Origin of the sequence: Pseudoclavibacter sp. RFBJ3 (genome assembly GCF_002931375.1) — a bacterium.
Taxonomy (GTDB): domain Bacteria; phylum Actinomycetota; class Actinomycetes; order Actinomycetales; family Microbacteriaceae; genus Pseudoclavibacter.
The window spans coordinates 219,091-238,501 of sequence record NZ_PSXZ01000004.1; the positions used below are offsets into that span (position 1 = coordinate 219,091).

Annotated in this window: 16 protein-coding genes; 13 read left to right on the forward strand and 3 right to left on the reverse strand. The window is 68.2% G+C overall.

Features of this window, described 5'->3' with window-relative positions; translation table 11 throughout:
* Positions 1 to 50 precede the first annotated feature (50 nt).
* The 5 genes from C5E07_RS04860 (at position 51) to rbfA (ending at position 6,804) form a co-directional block, all read left to right on the forward strand.
* Positions 51 to 1,829: a proline--tRNA ligase gene (locus C5E07_RS04860; protein ID WP_181057802.1), complete on the forward strand. Its 1,779-nt coding sequence runs from the start codon at positions 51 to 53 to the stop codon at positions 1,827 to 1,829.
* 109 nt (positions 1,830 to 1,938) lie between these two features.
* Positions 1,939 to 2,958 (forward strand): transcription termination factor NusA, encoded by a 1,020-nt coding sequence (gene nusA / locus C5E07_RS04865; RefSeq protein ID WP_104241476.1) that lies wholly within the window; start codon positions 1,939 to 1,941, stop codon positions 2,956 to 2,958.
* A gap of 1 nt (position 2,959) precedes the next feature.
* Positions 2,960 to 3,244, forward strand: a complete 285-nt coding sequence (locus C5E07_RS04870; protein ID WP_104241475.1) for a YlxR family protein — start codon at positions 2,960 to 2,962, stop codon at positions 3,242 to 3,244.
* 96 nt (positions 3,245 to 3,340) lie between these two features.
* Positions 3,341 to 6,214, forward strand: a complete 2,874-nt coding sequence (gene infB / locus C5E07_RS04875; protein WP_104298636.1) for a translation initiation factor IF-2 — start codon at positions 3,341 to 3,343, stop codon at positions 6,212 to 6,214.
* Between the two features lie 155 nt (positions 6,215 to 6,369).
* Complete coding sequence (gene rbfA, locus C5E07_RS04880; RefSeq protein ID WP_104241473.1) at positions 6,370 to 6,804, forward strand: 30S ribosome-binding factor RbfA; 435 nt, start codon at positions 6,370 to 6,372, stop codon at positions 6,802 to 6,804.
* A 42-nt stretch (positions 6,805 to 6,846) separates the two neighbouring features.
* Here the strand turns inward: rbfA and C5E07_RS04885 are convergent, their stop codons facing one another.
* Positions 6,847 to 8,814: a 2-dehydropantoate 2-reductase gene (locus tag C5E07_RS04885; RefSeq protein WP_104298637.1), complete on the reverse strand. Its 1,968-nt coding sequence runs from the start codon at positions 8,812 to 8,814 to the stop codon at positions 6,847 to 6,849.
* Positions 8,815 to 8,865: 51 nt separating this feature from the next.
* On the opposite strand from C5E07_RS04885, the gene truB reads away from it, so the two are divergent.
* Genes truB through C5E07_RS04905 form a run of 4 tightly spaced genes read left to right on the forward strand, consistent with a single transcriptional unit; the run spans position 8,866 to position 11,564 of the window.
* The gene (gene truB, locus C5E07_RS04890; protein WP_104298638.1) at positions 8,866 to 9,789 is read left to right on the forward strand and encodes a tRNA pseudouridine(55) synthase TruB; all 924 of its coding nucleotides are present in this window, start codon (positions 8,866 to 8,868) and stop codon (positions 9,787 to 9,789) included.
* Positions 9,786 to 10,172 carry a hypothetical protein gene (locus C5E07_RS04895; protein WP_104298639.1) on the forward strand — a complete coding sequence of 129 codons (387 nt, stop codon included), beginning with the start codon at positions 9,786 to 9,788 and terminating at the stop codon, positions 10,170 to 10,172. Before truB ends, C5E07_RS04895 begins: the two co-directional genes overlap by 4 nt.
* Positions 10,172 to 10,621, forward strand: a complete 450-nt coding sequence (locus tag C5E07_RS04900) for a hypothetical protein (protein WP_104298640.1) — start codon at positions 10,172 to 10,174, stop codon at positions 10,619 to 10,621. The genes C5E07_RS04895 and C5E07_RS04900 overlap by 1 nt, the downstream gene beginning before the upstream one ends.
* The gene (locus C5E07_RS04905; protein WP_104241468.1) at positions 10,605 to 11,564 is read left to right on the forward strand and encodes a bifunctional riboflavin kinase/FAD synthetase; all 960 of its coding nucleotides are present in this window, start codon (positions 10,605 to 10,607) and stop codon (positions 11,562 to 11,564) included. Before C5E07_RS04900 ends, C5E07_RS04905 begins: the two co-directional genes overlap by 17 nt.
* On the opposite strand, the gene C5E07_RS04910 is transcribed toward C5E07_RS04905, so the two are convergent.
* Positions 11,552 to 12,226: a maleylpyruvate isomerase family mycothiol-dependent enzyme gene (locus C5E07_RS04910; protein WP_104298641.1), complete on the reverse strand. Its 675-nt coding sequence runs from the start codon at positions 12,224 to 12,226 to the stop codon at positions 11,552 to 11,554. The genes C5E07_RS04905 and C5E07_RS04910 overlap by 13 nt on opposite strands.
* Before the next feature lie 265 nt (positions 12,227 to 12,491).
* Here C5E07_RS04910 and C5E07_RS04915 point away from each other — a divergent pair, with 265 nt between their 5' ends.
* Together C5E07_RS04915 and C5E07_RS04920 are read left to right on the forward strand one after the other, a co-directional pair.
* Positions 12,492 to 14,648, forward strand: a complete 2,157-nt coding sequence (locus tag C5E07_RS04915; protein ID WP_104298642.1) for a DEAD/DEAH box helicase — start codon at positions 12,492 to 12,494, stop codon at positions 14,646 to 14,648.
* 51 nt (positions 14,649 to 14,699) lie between these two features.
* Positions 14,700 to 16,196 (forward strand): aspartate ammonia-lyase, encoded by a 1,497-nt coding sequence (locus tag C5E07_RS04920; protein ID WP_104241465.1) that lies wholly within the window; start codon positions 14,700 to 14,702, stop codon positions 16,194 to 16,196.
* A gap of 135 nt (positions 16,197 to 16,331) precedes the next feature.
* On the opposite strand, the gene C5E07_RS04925 is transcribed toward C5E07_RS04920, so the two are convergent.
* Positions 16,332 to 16,796, reverse strand: coding sequence for a hypothetical protein (locus C5E07_RS04925; protein ID WP_104298643.1), 465 nt, complete (start codon positions 16,794 to 16,796; stop codon positions 16,332 to 16,334).
* A gap of 168 nt (positions 16,797 to 16,964) precedes the next feature.
* Between C5E07_RS04925 and C5E07_RS04930 the strand changes: the two genes are divergently transcribed.
* Together C5E07_RS04930 and C5E07_RS04935 are read left to right on the forward strand one after the other, a co-directional pair.
* The gene (locus tag C5E07_RS04930) at positions 16,965 to 18,146 is read left to right on the forward strand and encodes a PrsW family intramembrane metalloprotease (protein ID WP_160072139.1); all 1,182 of its coding nucleotides are present in this window, start codon (positions 16,965 to 16,967) and stop codon (positions 18,144 to 18,146) included.
* On the forward strand, positions 18,143 to 19,411 hold the full coding sequence (locus tag C5E07_RS04935; protein WP_181057804.1) for a PrsW family intramembrane metalloprotease: 1,269 nt from the start codon (positions 18,143 to 18,145) through the stop codon (positions 19,409 to 19,411). The genes C5E07_RS04930 and C5E07_RS04935 overlap by 4 nt, the downstream gene beginning before the upstream one ends.

Consider the following 19,411-nt stretch of genomic DNA (forward strand, 5'->3'; position numbering starts at 1 on the left):
CTCGATCCACGAGACAGCGCACTGCCTCGCGCACGACTAGCATTGGCCGGGTGACTACTCGCCTCTCCAAGCTCTTTGTCCGCACCCTCCGCGAAGACCCCGTCGACGCCGAGGTCGCAAGCCACAGGCTCCTCGTCCGCGCCGGCTACATCCGTCGTCAGGCGCCTGGCGTCTTCGCGTGGCTGCCGCTCGGCCTGAAGGTGAAGCGGCGCATCGAGCAGATCGTCCGCGAGGAGATGGAAGCCGCCGGCGCCCAGGAGGTCCACTTCCCGGGGATCCTGCCCGCGGACTTCTACGAGGCCACCGGGCGCCTCGACGACTTCGGCGACGGCATCTTCCGTCTCGAGGACCGGAAGGGCGCACCGCTCGTGCTGGCGCCCACCCACGAGGAGGCCTTCACCCTCGCGGTCAAGGATCTCTACTCGTCCTACAAGGATCTGCCCCTCGCGATCTACCAGATCCAGGACAAGTACCGCGACGAGGCACGGCCCCGCGCCGGCCTGCTGCGCGGCCGCGAGTTCACGATGAAGGACGCCTACTCGTTCGACATCGACGATGCCGGGCTGGACGTGAGCTACCAGGCGCAGCGGGATGCCTACGAGCGCATCTTCGACCGCCTCGGCCTCGAGTACGTCATCGTCGCGGCCAACGCTGGCGCCATGGGCGGCTCGCGCAGCGAGGAGTTCCTGCACCCGACACCCGTCGGGGAGGACACCTTCGTGCGCTCGCCTGGCGGCTACGCGGCCAACGTCGAGGCCTACGCGGCGCCGACCCCTGCGCCGATCGATGCGGGCTCCGCCGGCCCTGCCACGGTCTTCGACTCGCCGGATACGCCGACCATCGCGACGCTCGTCGCGCATGCGAACGAGACCGTGCCGAAGGTCGACGGCCGCGACTGGACCGCCGCGGACACGCTCAAGAACGTCGTCATCGCGCGCCTGAACACGGATGGCACCCGAGACGTCGTCGTCGTCGGCATCCCCGGTGATCGAGAGCTCGACCTCAAGCGCCTCGAGACCGCACTGCAGCCGGCCGAGGTGGAAGCCGCGACAGCCGAGGACTTCGCGAAGCACCCCGGTCTCGTTCGCGGCTACATCGGCCCGTGGGCTGCCCAGGGGCCGGTGCTCGGCGAGGAGTCGAGCACGGGCCTCGCCTACTTCCTCGACGAGACGGTCGCCGAGGGATCGAGCTGGATCACCGGCGCGAACATCGCGGGCAAGCACGTGCACTCGCTGGTCGTCGGGCGCGACTTCACAGCCGATGCGCGGGTCGGCGCAGCCGAGGTGCGCGATGGCGACCAGGCTCCCGACGGCAGCGGCCCCATCACGACGGCACGCGGCACCGAGATCGGGCACGTCTTCCAGCTCGGCCGCAAGTACGCGGAGGCGCTCGGGCTCAAGGTGCTCAACGAGCAAGGCAAGCTCACGACCGTGACAATGGGCTCATATGGCATCGGAGTGACCCGCAACCTCGCGCTCATCGCAGAGGCGAACCACGACGACCGTGGCCTGATCTGGCCGGAGCAGGTGGCTCCGTTCGATGTGCAGATCGTCGCGACGGGACGCAACGAGGAGCCCTTCGCCGTGGCGGAGGAGCTCTCGGCCGCGTTCGATGACGCTGGTCTCGACGTGCTCTACGACGATCGCAAGAAGGTCTCGCCCGGCGTGAAGTTCGGTGACGCCGAGCTGCTCGGCGTGCCGTGGATCGTCATCGCGGGCAAGGGCGCAGTCGACGGGCAGGTCGAGCTCTGGAACCGCCGGACGAACGAGCGCGACGCGGTCTCCAAGGACGACGTGCTCGAACTGCTGCTGTCCAAGCGCGGCAACTGAGCTCACTGCGGGATGGGGCCTCCGCTCGCCCCATCCCGCGTGCCCGACGGGGAGCTCCGTGCGCCAGCATGCGGTAAACTCGTTCTTTCATCTGAATAGAGGGAGCGCCATGAAGATCGACCTTGCTGTCCTGAGGATTCTCGAGCGAGAGCGTGAGATTCCATTCGAGGAGCTTGCCAGCATTCTCGAGCAGGCGATCCTGACCGCGTACGAGAAGCACGTGTCGCAGGAACTCGGCCAGGACGTGCCGCCGGCCTCGACCCGCGTGCACCTCGACCGCAAGAGCGGTGAGGTCAACGTCTTCGTGCCGGAGATGGACGACGACGGCGAGATCATCGGAGAAGCGCAGCTTCCGGCCGACGATTTCGGACGAGTGGCCGCGTTCGCTGCCAAGCAGGTCATCAACCAGCGCATCCGCGACATCGGCGACGACAAGGTCCTCGGCGAGTTCCGGGGGCGTGAGGGCGACATCGTCGCTGGCGTGATCCAGCAGGGTCCGAACCCCCGCATGATCCACGTCGACCTGGGAACGGTCGAGGCCATCCTGCCGCCTGAGGAGCAGGTGCCCGGTGAGGACTACTCCCACGGGCGTCGCCTCCGCGTCTTCGTGACCAAGGTCGAGCGCGGCAGCAAGGGGCCGCAGATCACGGTTTCTCGAACCCACCCGTCACTCGTGCGCAAGCTGTTCGCGCTCGAGGTGCCCGAGATCGCGAGCGGCGTCGTCGAGATCGTCTCGCTGGCGCGCGAGGCCGGACACCGCACGAAGATCGCCGTGCGCGCCACCCAGGAGGGGATCAACCCCAAGGGGGCCTGCATCGGCGAGCTCGGTGCCCGCGTCCGTGCCGTGACCAACGAGCTCGGCGAGGAGAAGATCGACATCGTCGACTACTCCGAGGACCTGCCGACGTTCGTGGCGAGTGCCCTCAGCCCGGCCAAGGTGTCGAGCGCGTTCGTGATCGACCGCGCCACGAAGGCAGTTCGTGCCCTCGTTCCCGACTTCCAGCTGTCGCTCGCGATCGGCAAGGAGGGGCAGAATGCGCGCCTCGCTGCCAAGCTCACGGGGGCGAGAATCGATATCCAGCCCGACTCGATCCTCGAAGACGGAGACGAAGCGCGCGCAGAGGGGTAGTATGTCGTCTGTACGAACGTGCGTTGGATGCCGTTCGCGCTCAGAACGAAGTCAGCTCCTCAGGGTTGTGCTTCGTCAGGGAAGTCTCGAAGTCGATATCTCGGCGAGTCTCCCCGGGCGCGGAGCCTGGATCCATCCGACCGCGGAGTGCACCAAGCTGGCGATTGAGCGGCGCGCATTCCTGCGGGCCTTCAAGACAGGCAAGGTGGACACCGAGGCGCTCAGCAGGCACGCGAGCACATTGGAGCAGGGCGAACGCACTGCTCCGACCACGAGAAAAGGCTGATCGGACCATGGACAACTCATGAGTGACTCACGATGAGGCACATCCGACTTTTTTAATGGTCCGCTCCTATCTGGGCGGGCCCCAGACAGGAGAAAAGTGGCAAAACCACGCGTACACGAAATCGCCAGCGAGATGGGCGTCGATTCCAAGACCGCCCTCAAGACTCTTCAGGACATGGGCGAGTTCGTTAAGAGCGCTTCGTCGAGCGTCGAGCCCCCCGTGGCCCGTCGCCTTCGCGAGGCACTGAAGTCCAACGCCGCCGGCGGCGCGCAGCCTCAGGCTGCTGCTCCCGCGGCTTCGAAGCCGGGCGCTCCGCGTCCCGGCGGAGCGACCCCGTCAAGCGTTCGTCCGGGCAGCAAGCCAGGACCGTCCGCTCCCTCGGCACCGGCAGCCCCCGCCGAGCCGGCCAAGAAGGCCGCTCCCGCAGGCTCGTCGGCACCGACCCCCGGGCCCAAGCGCAAGCCTGAGCCAGCTCCCGCACCGGCACCGGCGGCTCCCGCCGCGCCGGCCGCTGCAGCTGCTCCTGCGGCTCCGGCCGCACCCGCGGCTGACGCTGGTGAGGCGAAGCCGAGCGCGCAGCGTCCCGCTGCCCCCGGCGATGCGAAGCCGGCGCAGGCAGATGGTGGCGCAAGCCCCTCGATCCCGCGTCCCCGTGGTCCCCGTCCCGGACCGCGTCCGGGCAACAACCCCTTCGCCTCGAGCCAGGGCATGGGTCGATCGCGTCCGGGCAACAACCCGTTCGCTTCCAACCAGGGCATGCGCCCAGGTGGCGGAGCAGGCGGCGGACCCCGTCCCGGTGGCGCAGGCGGACCGCGTCCGGCGAGCCCAGGCGGACCCCGCCCGGCAGCTCCGCGCCCAGGCCAGCCCCGCGTGCTCCCCGGAGCTCGTCCAGCAGGTGCAGGTCGGCCAGGCGGCCGTCCGGGTGCCGGCGGCGCCGGCGGTGGACGTCCAGGCGGCGCCCCCGGTGCAGGTGGCGGCTTCGCCCCACGCCCAGGTGGCGGTGGCGGTCGCCCAGGTGGCGGTCGCGGTCGCGGCTCGACCGCTGGTGCGTTCGGTCGCGGTGGCGGAAAGTCGAAGGCACGCAAGTCCAAGCGGACGAAGCGCGCAGAATTCGAGATGCGGGAAGCCCCGAGCGTCGGCGGCGTCAAGGTCCGTCGCGGAGACGGCAGCACGCCGATCCGTCTGCGCCGTGGCGCCTCCATCTCGGACTTCGCTGAGAAGATCGACGCCAGCCCCGGCGACCTCGTGACCGTGCTGTTCCACCTCGGTGAGATGGCCACGGCGACGGAGTCGCTCGACGAGGCGACGTTCGAGGTCCTCGGTGAGGAACTCGGCTACCGCATCCAGATCGTCAGCCCGGAAGACGAAGACCGTGAGCTCCTCGAGGGCTTCTCGATCGACCTCGACCAGGAAGCCGAGGACGAAGGCGACGACGTCCTCGAGATCCGGCCGCCGGTTGTCACCGTCATGGGTCACGTCGACCACGGAAAGACGCGCCTCCTCGACGCGATCCGCAACGCGAACGTCGTCGACGGAGAAGCCGGCGGCATCACGCAGCACATCGGTGCCTACCAGGTCTGGCACGAGCATGAGGGCATCGAACGCGCCATCACGTTCATCGACACGCCAGGTCACGAGGCCTTCACGGCCATGCGTGCCCGTGGTGCCCAGGTCACCGACATCGCGATCCTCGTGGTCGCGGCTGACGACGGCATCATGCCGCAGACGGTCGAGGCGCTCAACCACGCCCAGGCCGCGAACGTGCCGATCGTCGTCGCAGTGAACAAGGTCGACAAGGAAGACGCGAACCCGTCGAAGGTCCGCGCACAGCTGACCGAGTACGGACTCGTCGCCGAGGAGTTCGGTGGCGACACGATGTTCGTCGACGTCTCGGCCCGCAACAACGTCAACATCGACAGCCTCATCGAGGCCGTTCTGCTGACGGCAGATGCTGGTCTCGACCTGCGCGCCAACCCCAACAAGGAAGCGCGCGGTATCGCGATCGAGGCGAAGCTCGACAAGGGACGCGGTGCGGTTGCGACCGTGCTCATCCAGTCGGGAACGCTCCGAGTCGGAGACCCGATCGTGGCCGGTACGGCCTACGGTCGCGTCCGGGCGATGCTCGACGAGAACGGTCAGGTCGTCACCGAAGCTGAGCCGTCGCGCCCAGTCCAGGTGCAGGGCCTCTCGAGCGTTCCTCGTGCAGGCGATACCTTCATCGTCACGGAAGAGGACCGCACCGCGCGTCAGATCGCCGAGAAGCGTGAAGCCGTGGAGCGCAACGCCAGCCTGGCGAAGTCCCGCAAGCGCATCAGCCTCGAGGACTTCACCCGTGCACTCGAAGAGGGCAAGGTCGAGTCGCTCAACCTCATCATCAAGGGTGACGTCTCCGGTGCCGTCGAGGCACTCGAGGAGTCGCTGCTCAAGATCGATGTGGACGACTCGGTGCAGCTGCGCATCATCCACCGCGGTGTCGGCGCCATCACGGAGTCCGACGTCAACCTCGCCACGGTCGACAACGCCATCATCATCGGCTTCAACGTGCGCCCCGACACGAAGGCGCGCGAGCGCGCCGCTCGTGAAGGTGTGGATGTCCGCTTCTACTCGGTCATCTACGGGGCACTCGAGGACATCGAGAACTCGCTCAAGGGCATGCTCAAGCCCGAGTTCGAAGAGGTCCAGTCGGGTGTCGCGGAGATCCGCGAGGTGTTCCGCTCCTCCAAGTTCGGAAACATCGCCGGATGTATCGTGCGCAGCGGAACCATCACCAGGAACGCGACGGCTCGCGTCATCCGCGACGGAATCGTCATCGCGGACAACCTGGCGATCGACTCGCTCCGTCGATTCAAGGATGACGTCACCGAGGTCCGCACGGACTTCGAGTGCGGTATCGGCCTCGGCAAGTACAACGACATCCAGATCGGTGACGAGATCGAGACGACCGAGCTCGTCGAGAAGCCTCGCGTCTAGCTGTTTGACCGAGTCGCTGCGCTGAGCTGGTCTCAGCGTGGACTCGCGGGCGGGGTCCTGGCCAATTGGCCGGGGCCCCGTCTTCAGCTGCTGAGCAGTATCGACACCGCAGACGCATTTGACGCTCTGCACCAGCACACGAGAAAGTAGCCATCATGGTCGATCATTCACGGGCACTGCGACTCGCAGACCGCATCAAGGTCATCGTCGCGAAGACGCTCGAGCGCGGCGTGAAGGACCCGAGACTCGGGTTCGTCACGATCACCGACGTCCGCGTCACTGGGGACCTCCAGCACGCAACCATCTTCTACACCGTCTACGGCGACCTGAAGGAACGCCGCGACACCGCGGCGGCGCTCCGGAGCGCGACGGGCATGCTGCGCACGGAGGTGGGCAAGAACATCACCTCTCGCCTGACGCCGAGCCTGGAGTTCGTTCCAGACGCGATCCCCGAGAACGCCGACGCCATCGCCGCGTTGCTCCGCGAGGCACACGAGCGTGATGTGGCGTCGGCGCAGCAGGCGAAGACAGCGAGCTACGCCGGCGACGCCGACCCCTACGAGAAGAAGGACGAGCCAGAGGAGTCCTGAGCCTCGGCTCCGCAGCTTGGGCGCTCGCCGGCGACTGGACGATCAGTCGCCGGCGAGCGCTATCTGCGCCTCAGCTCTGCGCACGATCAGACCGTCGTTCTGCAGTGAGGAGATGGCGCGTTCGAAGCGGGCTTCATCGAGCCCTCCCGGGGCGAGGTGGCTGCGGAGGAACTCGATCTCCACGCCGCCGGGGATGGCCCTGAGTTCTCTGAGGACGAGGCCGCGCATCTCGCGGTCCGAGCCAGCGAACTTCGCCTGCCGCTTCTTGACTGCGCTGGAGGGTGGCCGCCCGGCCGCGAACCAAGCGCAGGTGGCGACGATCGGGCACACCTCGCAGTTGGGGCGCTTGGCCGTGCAGACGAGGGCGCCGAGTTCCATCGATGCGGCGTTCCAGAGGTTCGCGGCCTGCGTCTCGCTCGGGGAGACTGCCAACATCTCCGCCGCGTCTCGGACGGCCGACGGACCCCACGGGGTCTCTTCGCCGAGGAAGGCGCGGGACAGCACTCGTCGGACGTTCGTGTCGACGACCGGTTCTGGAACGCCGTGGGCGAAGGACATGACGGCGGAAGCCGTGTACGGGCCAACCCCCGGCAGGGCGAGGAGCGCATCCCGTGTGCTCGGCACCATGCCGGCGTGCTCGGCCGTGATGGCACGTGCGCAGGCGAGCAGCCAGAGCGCGCGCCGAGGGTAGCCGAGCCGGTCCCAGAACCGCAGCACCTCAGCCTCGGATGCCTCTGCCATCGCGCCCGGCGTCGGCCACCGCTCCATGAAGTCGAGCCATTTGGGTTCGACGCGCGCGGCCTGCGTCTGCTGCAGCATGGTCTCACTCACGAGCACTCCCCATGGGGTGGTCGTCGGCGCCCGCCACGCGAGGGCGCGCTGTTCTCGGGCGAACCAGTCGTTGACCGTCGACGTCAGGACAGTCCTCCGCAGCTCGGCGGGGGAGAGGCTCGGTTGGCCCTGCTCTCTCCCGTGGACGAGCGAGGTGAGCGCTGCGTTCACCGGGGTGGGGACGCCCTGCGCGACCCCGTGGGCGACGACGGCACCGTTGAGCGCGTCGATCTCCGTGGCCTCGCCGCGTCGGATGCTCTGCAGCGTCGACGCGTAGTTGGGGGTCGCGCCGAACGCAGCGGTGAGCTCCACGGCGAGCCGGGTGTTGCGCGCGATGGTGGCCTCGGCATCCTTCGGCACTGAAGCAGCGAGCGTCGCCAGCGTCTCGTCGAGCGGCCCGAGGGCCTCGAGGTGCGCACCCTCGGCTGCGGCCACGGCGAGCAGCTCGCCGATGCTCGCGGCGAGGACCGCCGACAGATCGCCGTCCAGGCCGGTCTCCTGCACGCTGGCGCCGGTCACGGCCGGGACCGCGTTGACCTGGTTGATGAGCAGCTTGCTCCACTGCGCCGAGCGCAGGTCTCCGGTGACGACGCAGTGGACCGCGGTCTCGAGCGATCGCGCGGTCGCTGCCAGCTCTCGCGTGTCTTCGGGGGGTGCCGCTCCGAGCATGAGCAGTCCGGTCGCGGTGGCTTCGATCTCGTCGGGTGCCGGCCTGTTGACGGCGAAGGTGGCGAGGCCCCCGACGACGATTCCCGACCGCTGTTCGTCGGGCACGACGGAGAGCATCTGCTCGAGGGTCGACACTCCGTCGAGGCCGTTCTGCACGATCACGGTGGTGGTCGCCGCAACCATCGACAGGTGGGGCTGGACGGCGTGCTTGGTGTCCTGCGCCTTGACCGCGACGAGCACCAGGTCGAATGCCCCGCGGAGAACGGAGACCTGTTCGAAGGTCGCGCTGTGCTCCCCGAAGGCGCCCCGGAGCACGAGACGGCGTGCATGCGCCTGCTCGGCAGAATCGGGCTCGACCGGAGACCGCCGCGAGGTGAGGACGACCTCGTGGCCCGCCCTGTCCAGGAGGAGGGCCAGTGCGCCGCCCACAGCACCGACACCGATGACCGCCACTCGCATCCCGTTCTCTCCTTCGCCCGTCCCGAACCAGTCGCTTCCTGCGGTCGTCACCGCGCTCGACGACCGGGAACGAGCCTACGGGCACCATAGAATGTTGGGGACATGACGACTCCACCTCCTGGCCCGAACGGCATCCTCCTCCTCGACAAGCCGCAGGGCCCGACCAGCCACACGCTCGTCGCGATGACCAGGCGGGCGCTCGGCACGCGGAAGGTCGGCCACGCGGGCACGCTCGATCCCATGGCATCCGGACTCATGATCCTCGGCGTCGGGGGAGCGACCCGCCTGCTCACCTACTTCGTCGGCGACGACAAAGAGTACTTCGCCACGGTTCGTCTCGGCGTGTCGACGAATACCGAGGATGCCGAAGGCGAGCTCACCGCGACGGCACCGGGAGGTGCGGTTGCAGCGGTGACGCCGGAGCGCATCGAGGCGGCCATGGCCGCCCTGCGAGGCCCGATCAGTCAGATCCCGTCATCTGTCAGTGCCATCAAGGTCGACGGGGTCCGCGCGTACAAGCGGGTGCGCGACGGCGAGGAGGTCAAGCTGGCCGCGCGAGCTGTCACGATCTCCGAGCTCGAGCTGCTGGCCTCGCGGAGCGGGCTTGCCGGAGAGACGCCGGTGCTCGACCTCGACGTCCGGGTCGCCTGCTCATCGGGCACCTATATCCGCGCCCTCGCACGGGACCTCGGCGACGCACTCGGCACGGGGGCGCATCTCACCGCGCTCAGGCGTTCTCGCGTGGGCGACTTCGGCATCGCCGACGCGGTCGCGCCGGACGCCCAGGACCTCGAGCTCCGACTGCTGAGTCCCGCGTCGGCCGCCCTCCGGCGCTTCCCGCTCTTCGAGGCGACCGGTCAGCAGGCCGCGGATCTTCGCAACGGCAAGAAGCTCCGAGCGGCGGACGGCACCGAAGACGGCCTGCTGGCGGCCATCGACCCGGAGGGCAGCCTCATCGGCATCGCCAGGGCATCCGCCGGCGTGCTCAAGGCCGAGTTCAACATGCCGACGGGAACCGGCTCGTGATCGAGTGGTTCACGTGGGTCCTCTGCCTCGTGAGCGCGGGGGCCGGCATCCTGTGCCTCATCGCCGGCGCGAGTGGTCGCAAGCCGGGAGACGTCACGGTCGGCGCCGTCGCACTCGTGGAGCTGCTGCTCGTGGTGCAGTTCGTGATGGCGCTCATCGCGCCTGCGACCGGCAACGAGCCAGTCGGCGACGCGCTCGAATTCTGGATGTACTGGGTCGTCGCCGTGATCATCCCCCCGGCCGCCGTCTTCTGGGGGCTGGTGGAGCGCACGAAGTGGTCGACCATCATCCTGGGCGTCGCGGCGCTCACGATCGGCGTCATGGTGTTCCGCATGCACCAGATCTGGATCGGCGCCAGCCCGTTCATCGGAGTCGCGTCGTGATGCGCGCGCGTGGATCGAACGCTGCCGGGAACGCCTATCGCGGCGCCCACGGCCCTGGTCGTGTGCTCGTCGTAGTCTACGCGGTGCTGGCGCTCGCATCGATGGGACGCAGCTCCTACCAGCTGCTGTCGAAGCTCGACGAGGCGCCCCTCGCCTACTCGCTGTCAGCCGCGGCTGCCCTCGTCTACCTGCTCGCGACCATCGCACTCGTGCGGCACGGGCGTGCGTGGAACCTCGTCGCGTGGTGCACGATCGTGTTCGAGCTCGTCGGCGTGCTCGTGGTCGGCTCGCTCACCGAGTTCCACCCGGAACTGTTCCCCTCCGATACCGTCTGGTCGGCCTTCGGGGTCGGCTACGCGTATATTCCTCTTGTGCTCCCGATCCTCGGCATCGCATGGCTCGAGACGGGACGATCGAGACGAAAGAGGGAACGTGCGGCTGTTCACTGACCTGGCCGAGCTGCCAGCGGAGCCGACGCCGAGCGCTGTGACGGTCGGCAAGTTCGACGGCGTCCACCGGGGCCACAGATGGCTGCTCTCGCGGCTCGTCGAAGAGGCCTCCGCGCGCGGAATCGAGCCGGTCGCGGTCACCTTCGACCGGCATCCGCTCTCGCTCATCAAGCCCGGCGTCGAGCCCGAGCCGATCACGTCGCTCTCGCAGAAGATCGAGCTCCTCGAGAAGACGGGCCTCAGCGCGACCCTCGTGCTGCCGTTCGACGACGAGCTCGCCGGGATGAGCCCCGAGGCGTTCGTGCGAGAGCTGCTCGTCGGCGCCCTGCACATGCGCCTCATCGTCGTGGGCAAGGACTTCCGCTTCGGCGCCAAGGGCGCAGGAGACGTCGATCTCCTGCGTGAGCTGGCCGCGACGAGCGGATTCGAGATCGTCATCGCCGACGACGAGATGGCCGAGGACGAGCGCTCGCACCTCGAGCGACGTGCCTCATCGACCTGGGTTCGGGAACTGCTCGCCCTCGGTGACGTCCGTGGGGCCGCCGAGGTGCTCGGCCACCATCACTCGCTTGTCGGTGAAGTCGTACACGGCGCCAAGCGGGGCCGCGAGCTCGGGTTCCCGACGGCGAACCTGTCCCCGGAGCTCGAAGGGCTCATCCCCGCAGACGGCGTGTACGCGGGATGGTTCCGCGGCGGTGACGTCGAGGCCCCTGCCGCGATCTCCATCGGCAACAACCCCACGTTCGACGGCGTGCCTCGCAAGCAGGTCGAGGCGCACCTCATCGGCGAGACCGTCGACCTCTACGGACTCGTCGCAGAGCTCGAGTTCGTCGAACGCATCCGAGGCATGGAGAAGTTCGACAGCATCGAAGCGCTGAAGGACCGCATGGCCCTCGACGTCGAAGAAGCTGCCGAGACGCTCGGCGGGAGCTACGTCGTCTGACTCGGCTGCTCGTCGAGCGTGACCTCGCGACCGAAGAGCCTCAGCACGATGCGCGCGGCGGTGGCCTCGAGCACGGGTCCCTTGTCGCCGATCTGCCAGCGGGCGTCCGTGGCCCGGAGGCGGTTGCGCTTGGCGAGCGACGCCGCCGAGGTCAGCGGAACCCGTGTTCGGACGAGTGCGACCGCGCTCGTCGACCGCGGGCTGAGACGGATGCGCAGGCCAAGCGCCTCGGTCATGTCGTAGGTGTGGACGACGGCTTCCGTGAGCTCGGAGATTCCCGCGCGGTTCGGCGAGACCACCTTCTCGGCGGCGATCGCACGGATGCGAGCGACGAGCTCGTCGGTCGGGGCCGCGCCCTCGCGCTTGGCGACGTCGTCGAGGTAGGAGTCCACGCGCAGCCCGTTGCGCAGCACGCCTCGGGAGGCGTCGCGGAGGAGCGTCGAGGTGGGGGAGCCGAGTCGCCAGGTGAGGTGCCCCGCGACGTCACGGACGCTCCACCCCTCGCACTTGCTCGGCGAGTCCCACTGCTCAGGGGTCAGGCCGGCGAGGAGAGCTGCAGTGCGGTCGAGCGTCGTCGCGATGTGAGCGCTCCAGTCGCCTGCGACCCGCTTCGACGGCGTGAAGTACGGCCGGTCGGGATCTGGGAAGGGGCGTTGAGGCACCTGACGATTATCGCACCAGAGCGGAGTCTATGCGGGGCAACGACACGTCGTTCCCGAGTCGAAACCTGCGGGTCGCCTGGCGTACACTGTGATCGCCGGTGCCTGAGGGAATCTGAACTCTCCTCGTCACCTGCATGACATCCGGGAGCTCGTCACTCGAGTGGGCCGAGGCCCGCCTCACTGCCGGTCGCCGCGTTCGGCGCCGATGCTGCGACCTCCGCCCGGCTCAACTTCCCGATCCCTGCCACGTTGCATAAGGAGGGGCATGTCTCGTAGGACACGCGCCCAAGCCGGCGGTCGCGCCGGCGTTCACACGCCGCCGCGGAACCGCAAGCCGGTCGATAACACCGGCGTCATCCCACAGCTCGCGAAGGCGGCACGGGAGGTTGAGGCCTCGGCGCAGCGCGGCAAGGTCTCGCCGTCGAATCGCACCAAGTTCCAGGTCATCGCGCTGCTGATGCGCGAGGAGCGCGCGAAGGCCAAGGAGACCAGCGAGCTCAGCGAGCACGACCGTGCAGAGGCGCTCAAGCGCCTCGACGGCCTCGCCTCGATCCTCGCCAAGACCGCTGCGCGCGACACCTCCCTCATCAGCCTCCTCGAGCCCGGCGCTCCGGTCAGCGAAGCCGCGAAGGCGCTGCGCAAGCAGATGCTCTTTGCCGGTGGCATCGAGATGGTGGTCGACGAGCAGCCAGAGCCCGAGGCCCAGGCTGAGAAGCTGCCACCGGAGATCGCGCAGCGACAGGTGCTTCCCGGCTCCGTGAAGGCGCGGACCCGATCGAACCCGTTCCTGGCGCCAGTGCTCACGAGCGTCAACTCCACAGCTCCGCACTACTCGAGACTGTCCAACTGGGAGCTCCTCGGCCCGCTCCTCCGCGCGTTCGAGACGGGCGCAGGCGGGAACGCGGCATCGATGGAGCTGCCTCCTGCTCCCCGCTGGGACCGCATCTCGCCTCCAGGCCAGGAGCTCATGGATCACCAGGCGAGGCTGCTCGCGAGCGTCGCCGACGGGCACCGGGCCTACCTGCTCGCGGACGAGCCCGGGCTCGGCAAGACGGCGCAGGCGCTGCTCGCCGCGTCGGTCGCCGAGGCGTACCCGCTGCTCTGCGTCGTCCCGAACGTCGTGAAGACGAACTGGGCGCGAGAGGTCCAGCGCTGGACCCCGAACCGTCGGGTCACGGTCATCTCCGGAGACGGTCAGGGCATCGACGCCTTCGCCGATGTCTTCGTCGTCAACTACGAGATCCTCGACCGCCACCTCGGCTGGCTCACGTCGCTCGGCTTCAAGGGCATGGTGCTCGACGAGGCGCACTTCATCAAGAACCTGCAGTCGCAGCGGTCGCGGCTCGTCATGCAGCTCGCGAACAGCATCAGGGCTCGCGTGCCCGGCGCCGACCCGCTGCTCATGGCGCTCACCGGAACGCCGCTCATCAACGACGTCGATGACTTCAAGGCGATCTGGCAGTTCCTCGGCTGGCTCGAAGGCGACCGGCCCTCGCAGCTTTTGCTCGACCGTCTCGACGAGACGGGCCTCGTGCCCAGCGATCCCGGCTTCCTGGCGGCGGCACGGCAGGCGGTCATCGATCTCGGGATCGTCCGCAGGCGCAAGATCGACGTGGCCGCGGATCTTCCGGCGAAGCGCGTCGTGGACATGCCCGTCGAGCTCGACTCGGATGAGGGCAGGAGCATTCGCGCAGCGGAGGCGGCGCTCGTCTCGCGTCTGCTCGAGCGGTACCGCCGGATGGCGGCCGCTGCCGGGCTCGAGCCCGGCGCCGTCGACCTGGATCGCGTTCGCATGATCGCCCGCCAGGAGGTCGAGGAGTCGAAGGCCTCATCGACGGGAGCCAGCATCTTCACGATGCTCCGCACCATCGGCGCGGCGAAGGCCCGGCTCGCGGCTGAGTACGCCGGCCAGATCGCTCGCTCTGCGGGCAAGGTCGTGTTCTTCGCCAAGCACATCGAGGTCATGGATGCGGCGGAGCGGACGTTCGCGGAGAACGAGATCTCCTCGGTCTCCATCCGAGGCGACCAGACCCCGGCAGCGCGACAGGCCGCGATCGACGCCTTCCAGAACGACCCGAGCGTGCAGGTCGTCGTCTGCTCGCTCCTGGCCGCTGGAGTCGGGTTGAACCTGCAGGCGGCGTCCGACGTGGTGCTCGCCGAGCTCAGCTGGACTGCCGCGGAGCAGACCCAGGCCATCGACCGCGTGCACCGCATCGGCCAGGAAGAGCCGGTCACCGCATGGCGCATCGTCGCGGCGCAGACCATCGACGCGCGCATCGCCGAGCTCATCGACAACAAGCAGGGCCTCGCCCTGCGTGCCCTCGAGGGAATCGATGCTGGCGAGCTGTCGGCTGACAGCATCCAGGTGGATGCGCTCGCGAGTCTTCTCGAGGCGGCGATCCGAGGAGCGCGTCGGCAGTAGGCTGAGGTCAGCGCGGAAACTCAGACGACGAAGTTGGAGGACCATCAGGTCATGTCAGAAACGCAGGAATTCCGTGTCGAACGCGACTCGCTCGGCGAGATGCGGATCCCCGCAGGTGCCTACTGGGGTGTGAACACCGCCCGCGCGCTGGAGAACTTCTCGATCAGTCGACGTCAGATCAGCGTGTACCCGGACTTCATCGTCGCCTACGCGCAGGTCAAGCAGGCCGCAGCGCGCGCCAACCTCGAGATCGGCGTGCTCGACCAGGAGCGCTCGTGGCTCATCGATCGCGCGTGCCAGGACATCATCGACGGCAAGCTGCACGAGGAATTCGTGGTCGGCGTCATCCAGGGCGGTGCCGGGACGAGCACCAACATGAATGTCAACGAGGTCATCGCGAACCGCGCGCTCGAGCTCGCCGGTCGCGAGTTCGGAGATTACGAGTTCCTCTCCCCGAACGACCACGTGAACCGATCGCAGTCCACGAACGACACGTACCCGAGTGCGGTCAAGGTCGCGCTCGTCCACGCGACCGAGCGTCTCATCGACGAGTTCACGCTGCTGCAGAACGCGTTCCGCGTGAAGGGCAGCGAGTTCAAGCACATCCTGAAGATCGGCCGCACGCAGCTCCAGGATGCCGTGCCGATGACGCTGGGCCAGGAGTTCAGCGGCTTCTCCACGACCATCGGCGAGGACATCCAGCGCCTCCGCGACGTGCTGCCGCTGCTGCTCGAGCTCAACCTCGGTGCGACGGCGATCGGGACCGGCATCACGGCTGAGGCGAGCTACGCGTCCGCCGTCATGCGCCAGCTCCGCAAGATCACGGGCTACAACGACCTGCAGACGGCGCACGACCTCATCGAGGCCACCAGCGACACCGGCGTGTTCATGTCGCTCTCGAGCGTCATCAAGCGCACCGCGATGAAGCTGTCGAAGATCTGCAACGACCTCCGGCTGCTGTCCTCCGGCCCACAGGCTGGCCTCGGCGAGATCAACCTGCCGGCGCGGCAGGCTGGCTCCTCGATCATGCCCGGCAAGGTCAACCCGGTCATCCCCGAGGCGGTCAATCAGGTCGCGTTCGTCATCGCGGGGGCGGATGTCACGGTCTCCATGGCATCCGAGGCTGGGCAGCTGCAGCTCAACGCGTTCGAGCCCGTCATGCTCCACACGCTCATGCAGAACTCCGCCTGGCTCCGCCGCGCCGCGCGCACCCTGCGCGTGAACTGCATCGACGGCATCACCGCCAACGAGGAGCTGCTCGCGTCCCGCGTCTCCAGCTCCGTCGGCGTGGTCACGGCCCTCACGCCCTACATCGGCTACTCGGAGGCGTCGAAGCTCGCCAAGGAGGCCCTCACCACCAAGTCGACCATCGCCGACCTGGTCGTCGAACGCGGGCTCCTGAGCCGGGAGGAAGTCACGAGCATCCTCTCGCCCGAGCGGCTCTCCGGAATCCAGGCCGTCACGAGCGCCATCCCGATCATCACGCAGGCGCAGGCCACGGCTCTCGAGGACAGCCTCGACCGCGCCGATCTGCGTGACTTCTCCTAACGCTGCCGGCGTCCGCCCGTAGCGGGCGTCACCACAGCAGAACGGCCCCTCCGGTGCAGTGCACCGGAGGGGCCGTTTCGTTCCCTGCGCTGTCGGTCGGGGCCGCGTGAGCCGCAGCGCATGACCGAGAGCGGGTTACTCGGGGCGCTTGCCTTTGGGGTCCTGCTCCGGCGTCGACTCGCCCTCGACGGCAGCATGGCGTGGCGAGCTCGTGTCACCGGGGGAGAACATGGCGTCTGCGTCGTCGTCCTCGAACGTCTCGAGGACATCTTCGCGGGCCTGACCGGCTCGCACCAGCGTCTGCACCTGTGACTCGATGCTCTTCTCGACTTCTTCCTCGACCCGACGCTTGACGTCGTCGAAACCATCGTCGACGCGCTTGCGCATCTCGTCGAGCTGCTCGTCGACGCGCCGACGCATGTCCTCCAGCTGGGTATCGCTGCGGCGGCGCAGGTCTTCAGCGGACACCGTCATCCGCTCCGCGAAGGCCTTCGACCTGCCGCCGATGTCTTTCGCGACCTCTTCCGCGTGCACTCGACTCGTGCTGATCCCAGCGATGAAGCCGACAGTGGCACCGAGAAGAAATCCGAGACGCATCATGCTCCTAATCTACCGTGCGCTGAGCTCGGACGACTGGTCGTTCGCCTGACCCGCGTCCGCTTGGCTATGCTGACCGCAGCGAGCCGACGAGGCGGGGAGACCCGTGCGCGCCGCGAGGCCCGAATGTCTCTGCTTCGGGCAGCCACCCCAATGCACGGAGGACCATCGATGAGCAGTGCCACGTCAGTCGCGCCGAAGCGGCGCAGAAGGCTGACTCGGGGCAGGCTCACCTGGCTGCTTCTGCTGGGCTTCGCGGTGCTGCTCTCCGTCGGGGTCGTCGCCTGGCTCTTCAGCGAGCTGCGCTTCGCCGCGCTCACGATGGCGATACCCGCTCTCGTGCCCCTCGGGCTCGTCCTCACGGCTGTCTGGTGGCTCGACCGCTGGGAGCCCGAGCCGCGGATCCTGCTCGCCTTCGGACTGTTCTGGGGTGCAGGGGCTTCGGTCGTCGGGACCCTCGTCACCGGCGGCATGATGCTCGATGTCGCCCGCTCGTACCTGGCAACCGAGGGCGACGTGAGCAAGTTCTCCGTGCTGATCCAGTCGCCGATCTCCGAGGAGTCCATCAAGGCCGTCGGCCTGTTCCTCATCCTGATCTTCGCGCGGAGGCACTTCGACAGCCCGCTCGACGGCTTCAGCTACGCGGCCGTCATCGGCGCAGGCTTCGCCTTCACGGAGAACATCATCTACTTCTCCCAGGCCGCGGAATCGGCTTCGGGCTTCGCGTCGACGTTCATCGTGCGCGGCATCCTCTCGCCGTTCGCGCACGCACTCTTCACCGGCATCACCGGCATGGCCATCGGCTGGGGAGCCCGCAGAGGCGGCTGGCGGCGGCCGATCCTCATGGGCCTCGGCGGGCTCGTCATCGCGATCCTCGCTCATGCCTTCTGGAACGGCGGAAGCCTGCTCATCCTCCCGCTGCTCGGAGTCGACCCGAGCAATCAGTTCGGCTGGCTCATCTTCTACCTCGTCGTGCAGCTGCCCATCTTCCTGCTGCTGGCCTGGTTCCTCGTCAAGCTGCACGACCGTGACCGCCTCATCATCGTCGACCGTCTGGGCGAGTACGCGGATGCCGGATGGTTCACGACATCGGAGGTCGCGATGATCGGGGACTGGAGCGCGCGCGAGCAGGCGTTCGCGTGGGCCAAGTCCGTGAGCCCCGAGGCCGACCGCGCGATGCGCGGCTTCGTCCAGGACGCGTCGAGGCTCGCCTTCGCCCGCGAGCACGCCAGGGTCAACAAGCGAGACCCGAATCGGAGAGTCGTGGAGAAGCGCATGCTCGACCGCGTCAAGGAGCACCGTTCGCAGCTCGCGGCCTTCGGCGCGGCCGGACCCAGGGTGGCCACCTCGTGACCGGACCCATGCACGCGGACGGGCGTTGGGGCGCACCAGCCGGTCAGCGCCAGATCGACCCCCAGTTCGTCCTCCCGCAGGCCCCCACGAAGGGTGAGCTGGCGATGCGCATCACGACGATCGTCGTCATGTGCCTGGCCGCGCTCATCATCGCCGTCGTCCTGTTCCTCGCGTATCTCGGCAGCAGCGACGTCGTGCTCCTCGGCAGCGTGCTCGCCGCGCTCGTCCCGCTCTTCGTCGTGTGGATGGTCGTGTGGCTCATCGACCGCTGGGAGCCCGAGCCGCGCATCCTGCTCATCGGCGCCGTGTTCTGGGGAGGCGGCATCGCGGTCGGTGGCGCGCTGCTCACGGGCCTGGTCCGCGAGGTCCTCCTTCCGGGAGCCCTGCCCGCCTGGTGGGGCCCATCTGTCGAGGCGCCCGTCGGCGAGGAGATCTGGAAGGGCCTCGGCCTCGTCGTCATCTACGCAGTCGCGCGTCGTCACTTCAACGGACCGACGGACGGCCTCGTCTACGGAGCTCTGCTCGGCGCGGGCTTCGCGTTCACGGAGAACATCCTCTACTTCTCCTCGATGTGGCAGGAAGCAGGGGTCGGGGGCTTCGTCGCCCAGTACTTCATCCGCGGTATCGCCCTGCCGCTGCTGCACCCGATGTGCGTCTCGCTGACCGGCATCGGAATGGGCATCGGCGCCCGTCGCGGTGGCTGGGGCTCGGCGCTCGGCGGCTTCGCACTGGGTCTCATCCCCGCAATGGCCCTTCACGCGCTCTGGAACGTCGGCTCGGGTCTCGTGCAGCAGTCTGCTGGCATCCTGGGGCTCATCGCGTTCTTCGCGCTGGTCATGGTGCCGATCTTCCTCGCCTGGATCGTGACGATCCTCCTCCTGCGACGGAAGGATGCCCGCATCATCGTGGAGCGCCTGTCCGAGTACGCGGCTGTCGGCTGGTACTCGCAGGCCGAGATCAGGATGCTCTCCACGATGCGCGGCCGATCGAGCGCGAGGTCCTGGGCGCGCCGGTCCGGGAAGCGCGCGGACAAGGCCATGCGCGACTTCATCACCGAGTCCACGCGTCTCGCGAGCGTCCGGCACCAGGTCGTCCTCGACCCGAATCGCACGAGCAAGCTGCTCGACGAACGGCTCCTGCTCCGGCATCTCGGGGAGCTCCGAGGCGAGCTGATCCAGGCACAGGCGCAGCCGCAGATGCAGCCGCAGACACAGCCGCACGGCGCGTCATCCGGGACTCGTCCAGGCTCCGGCGCTTGGATGTAG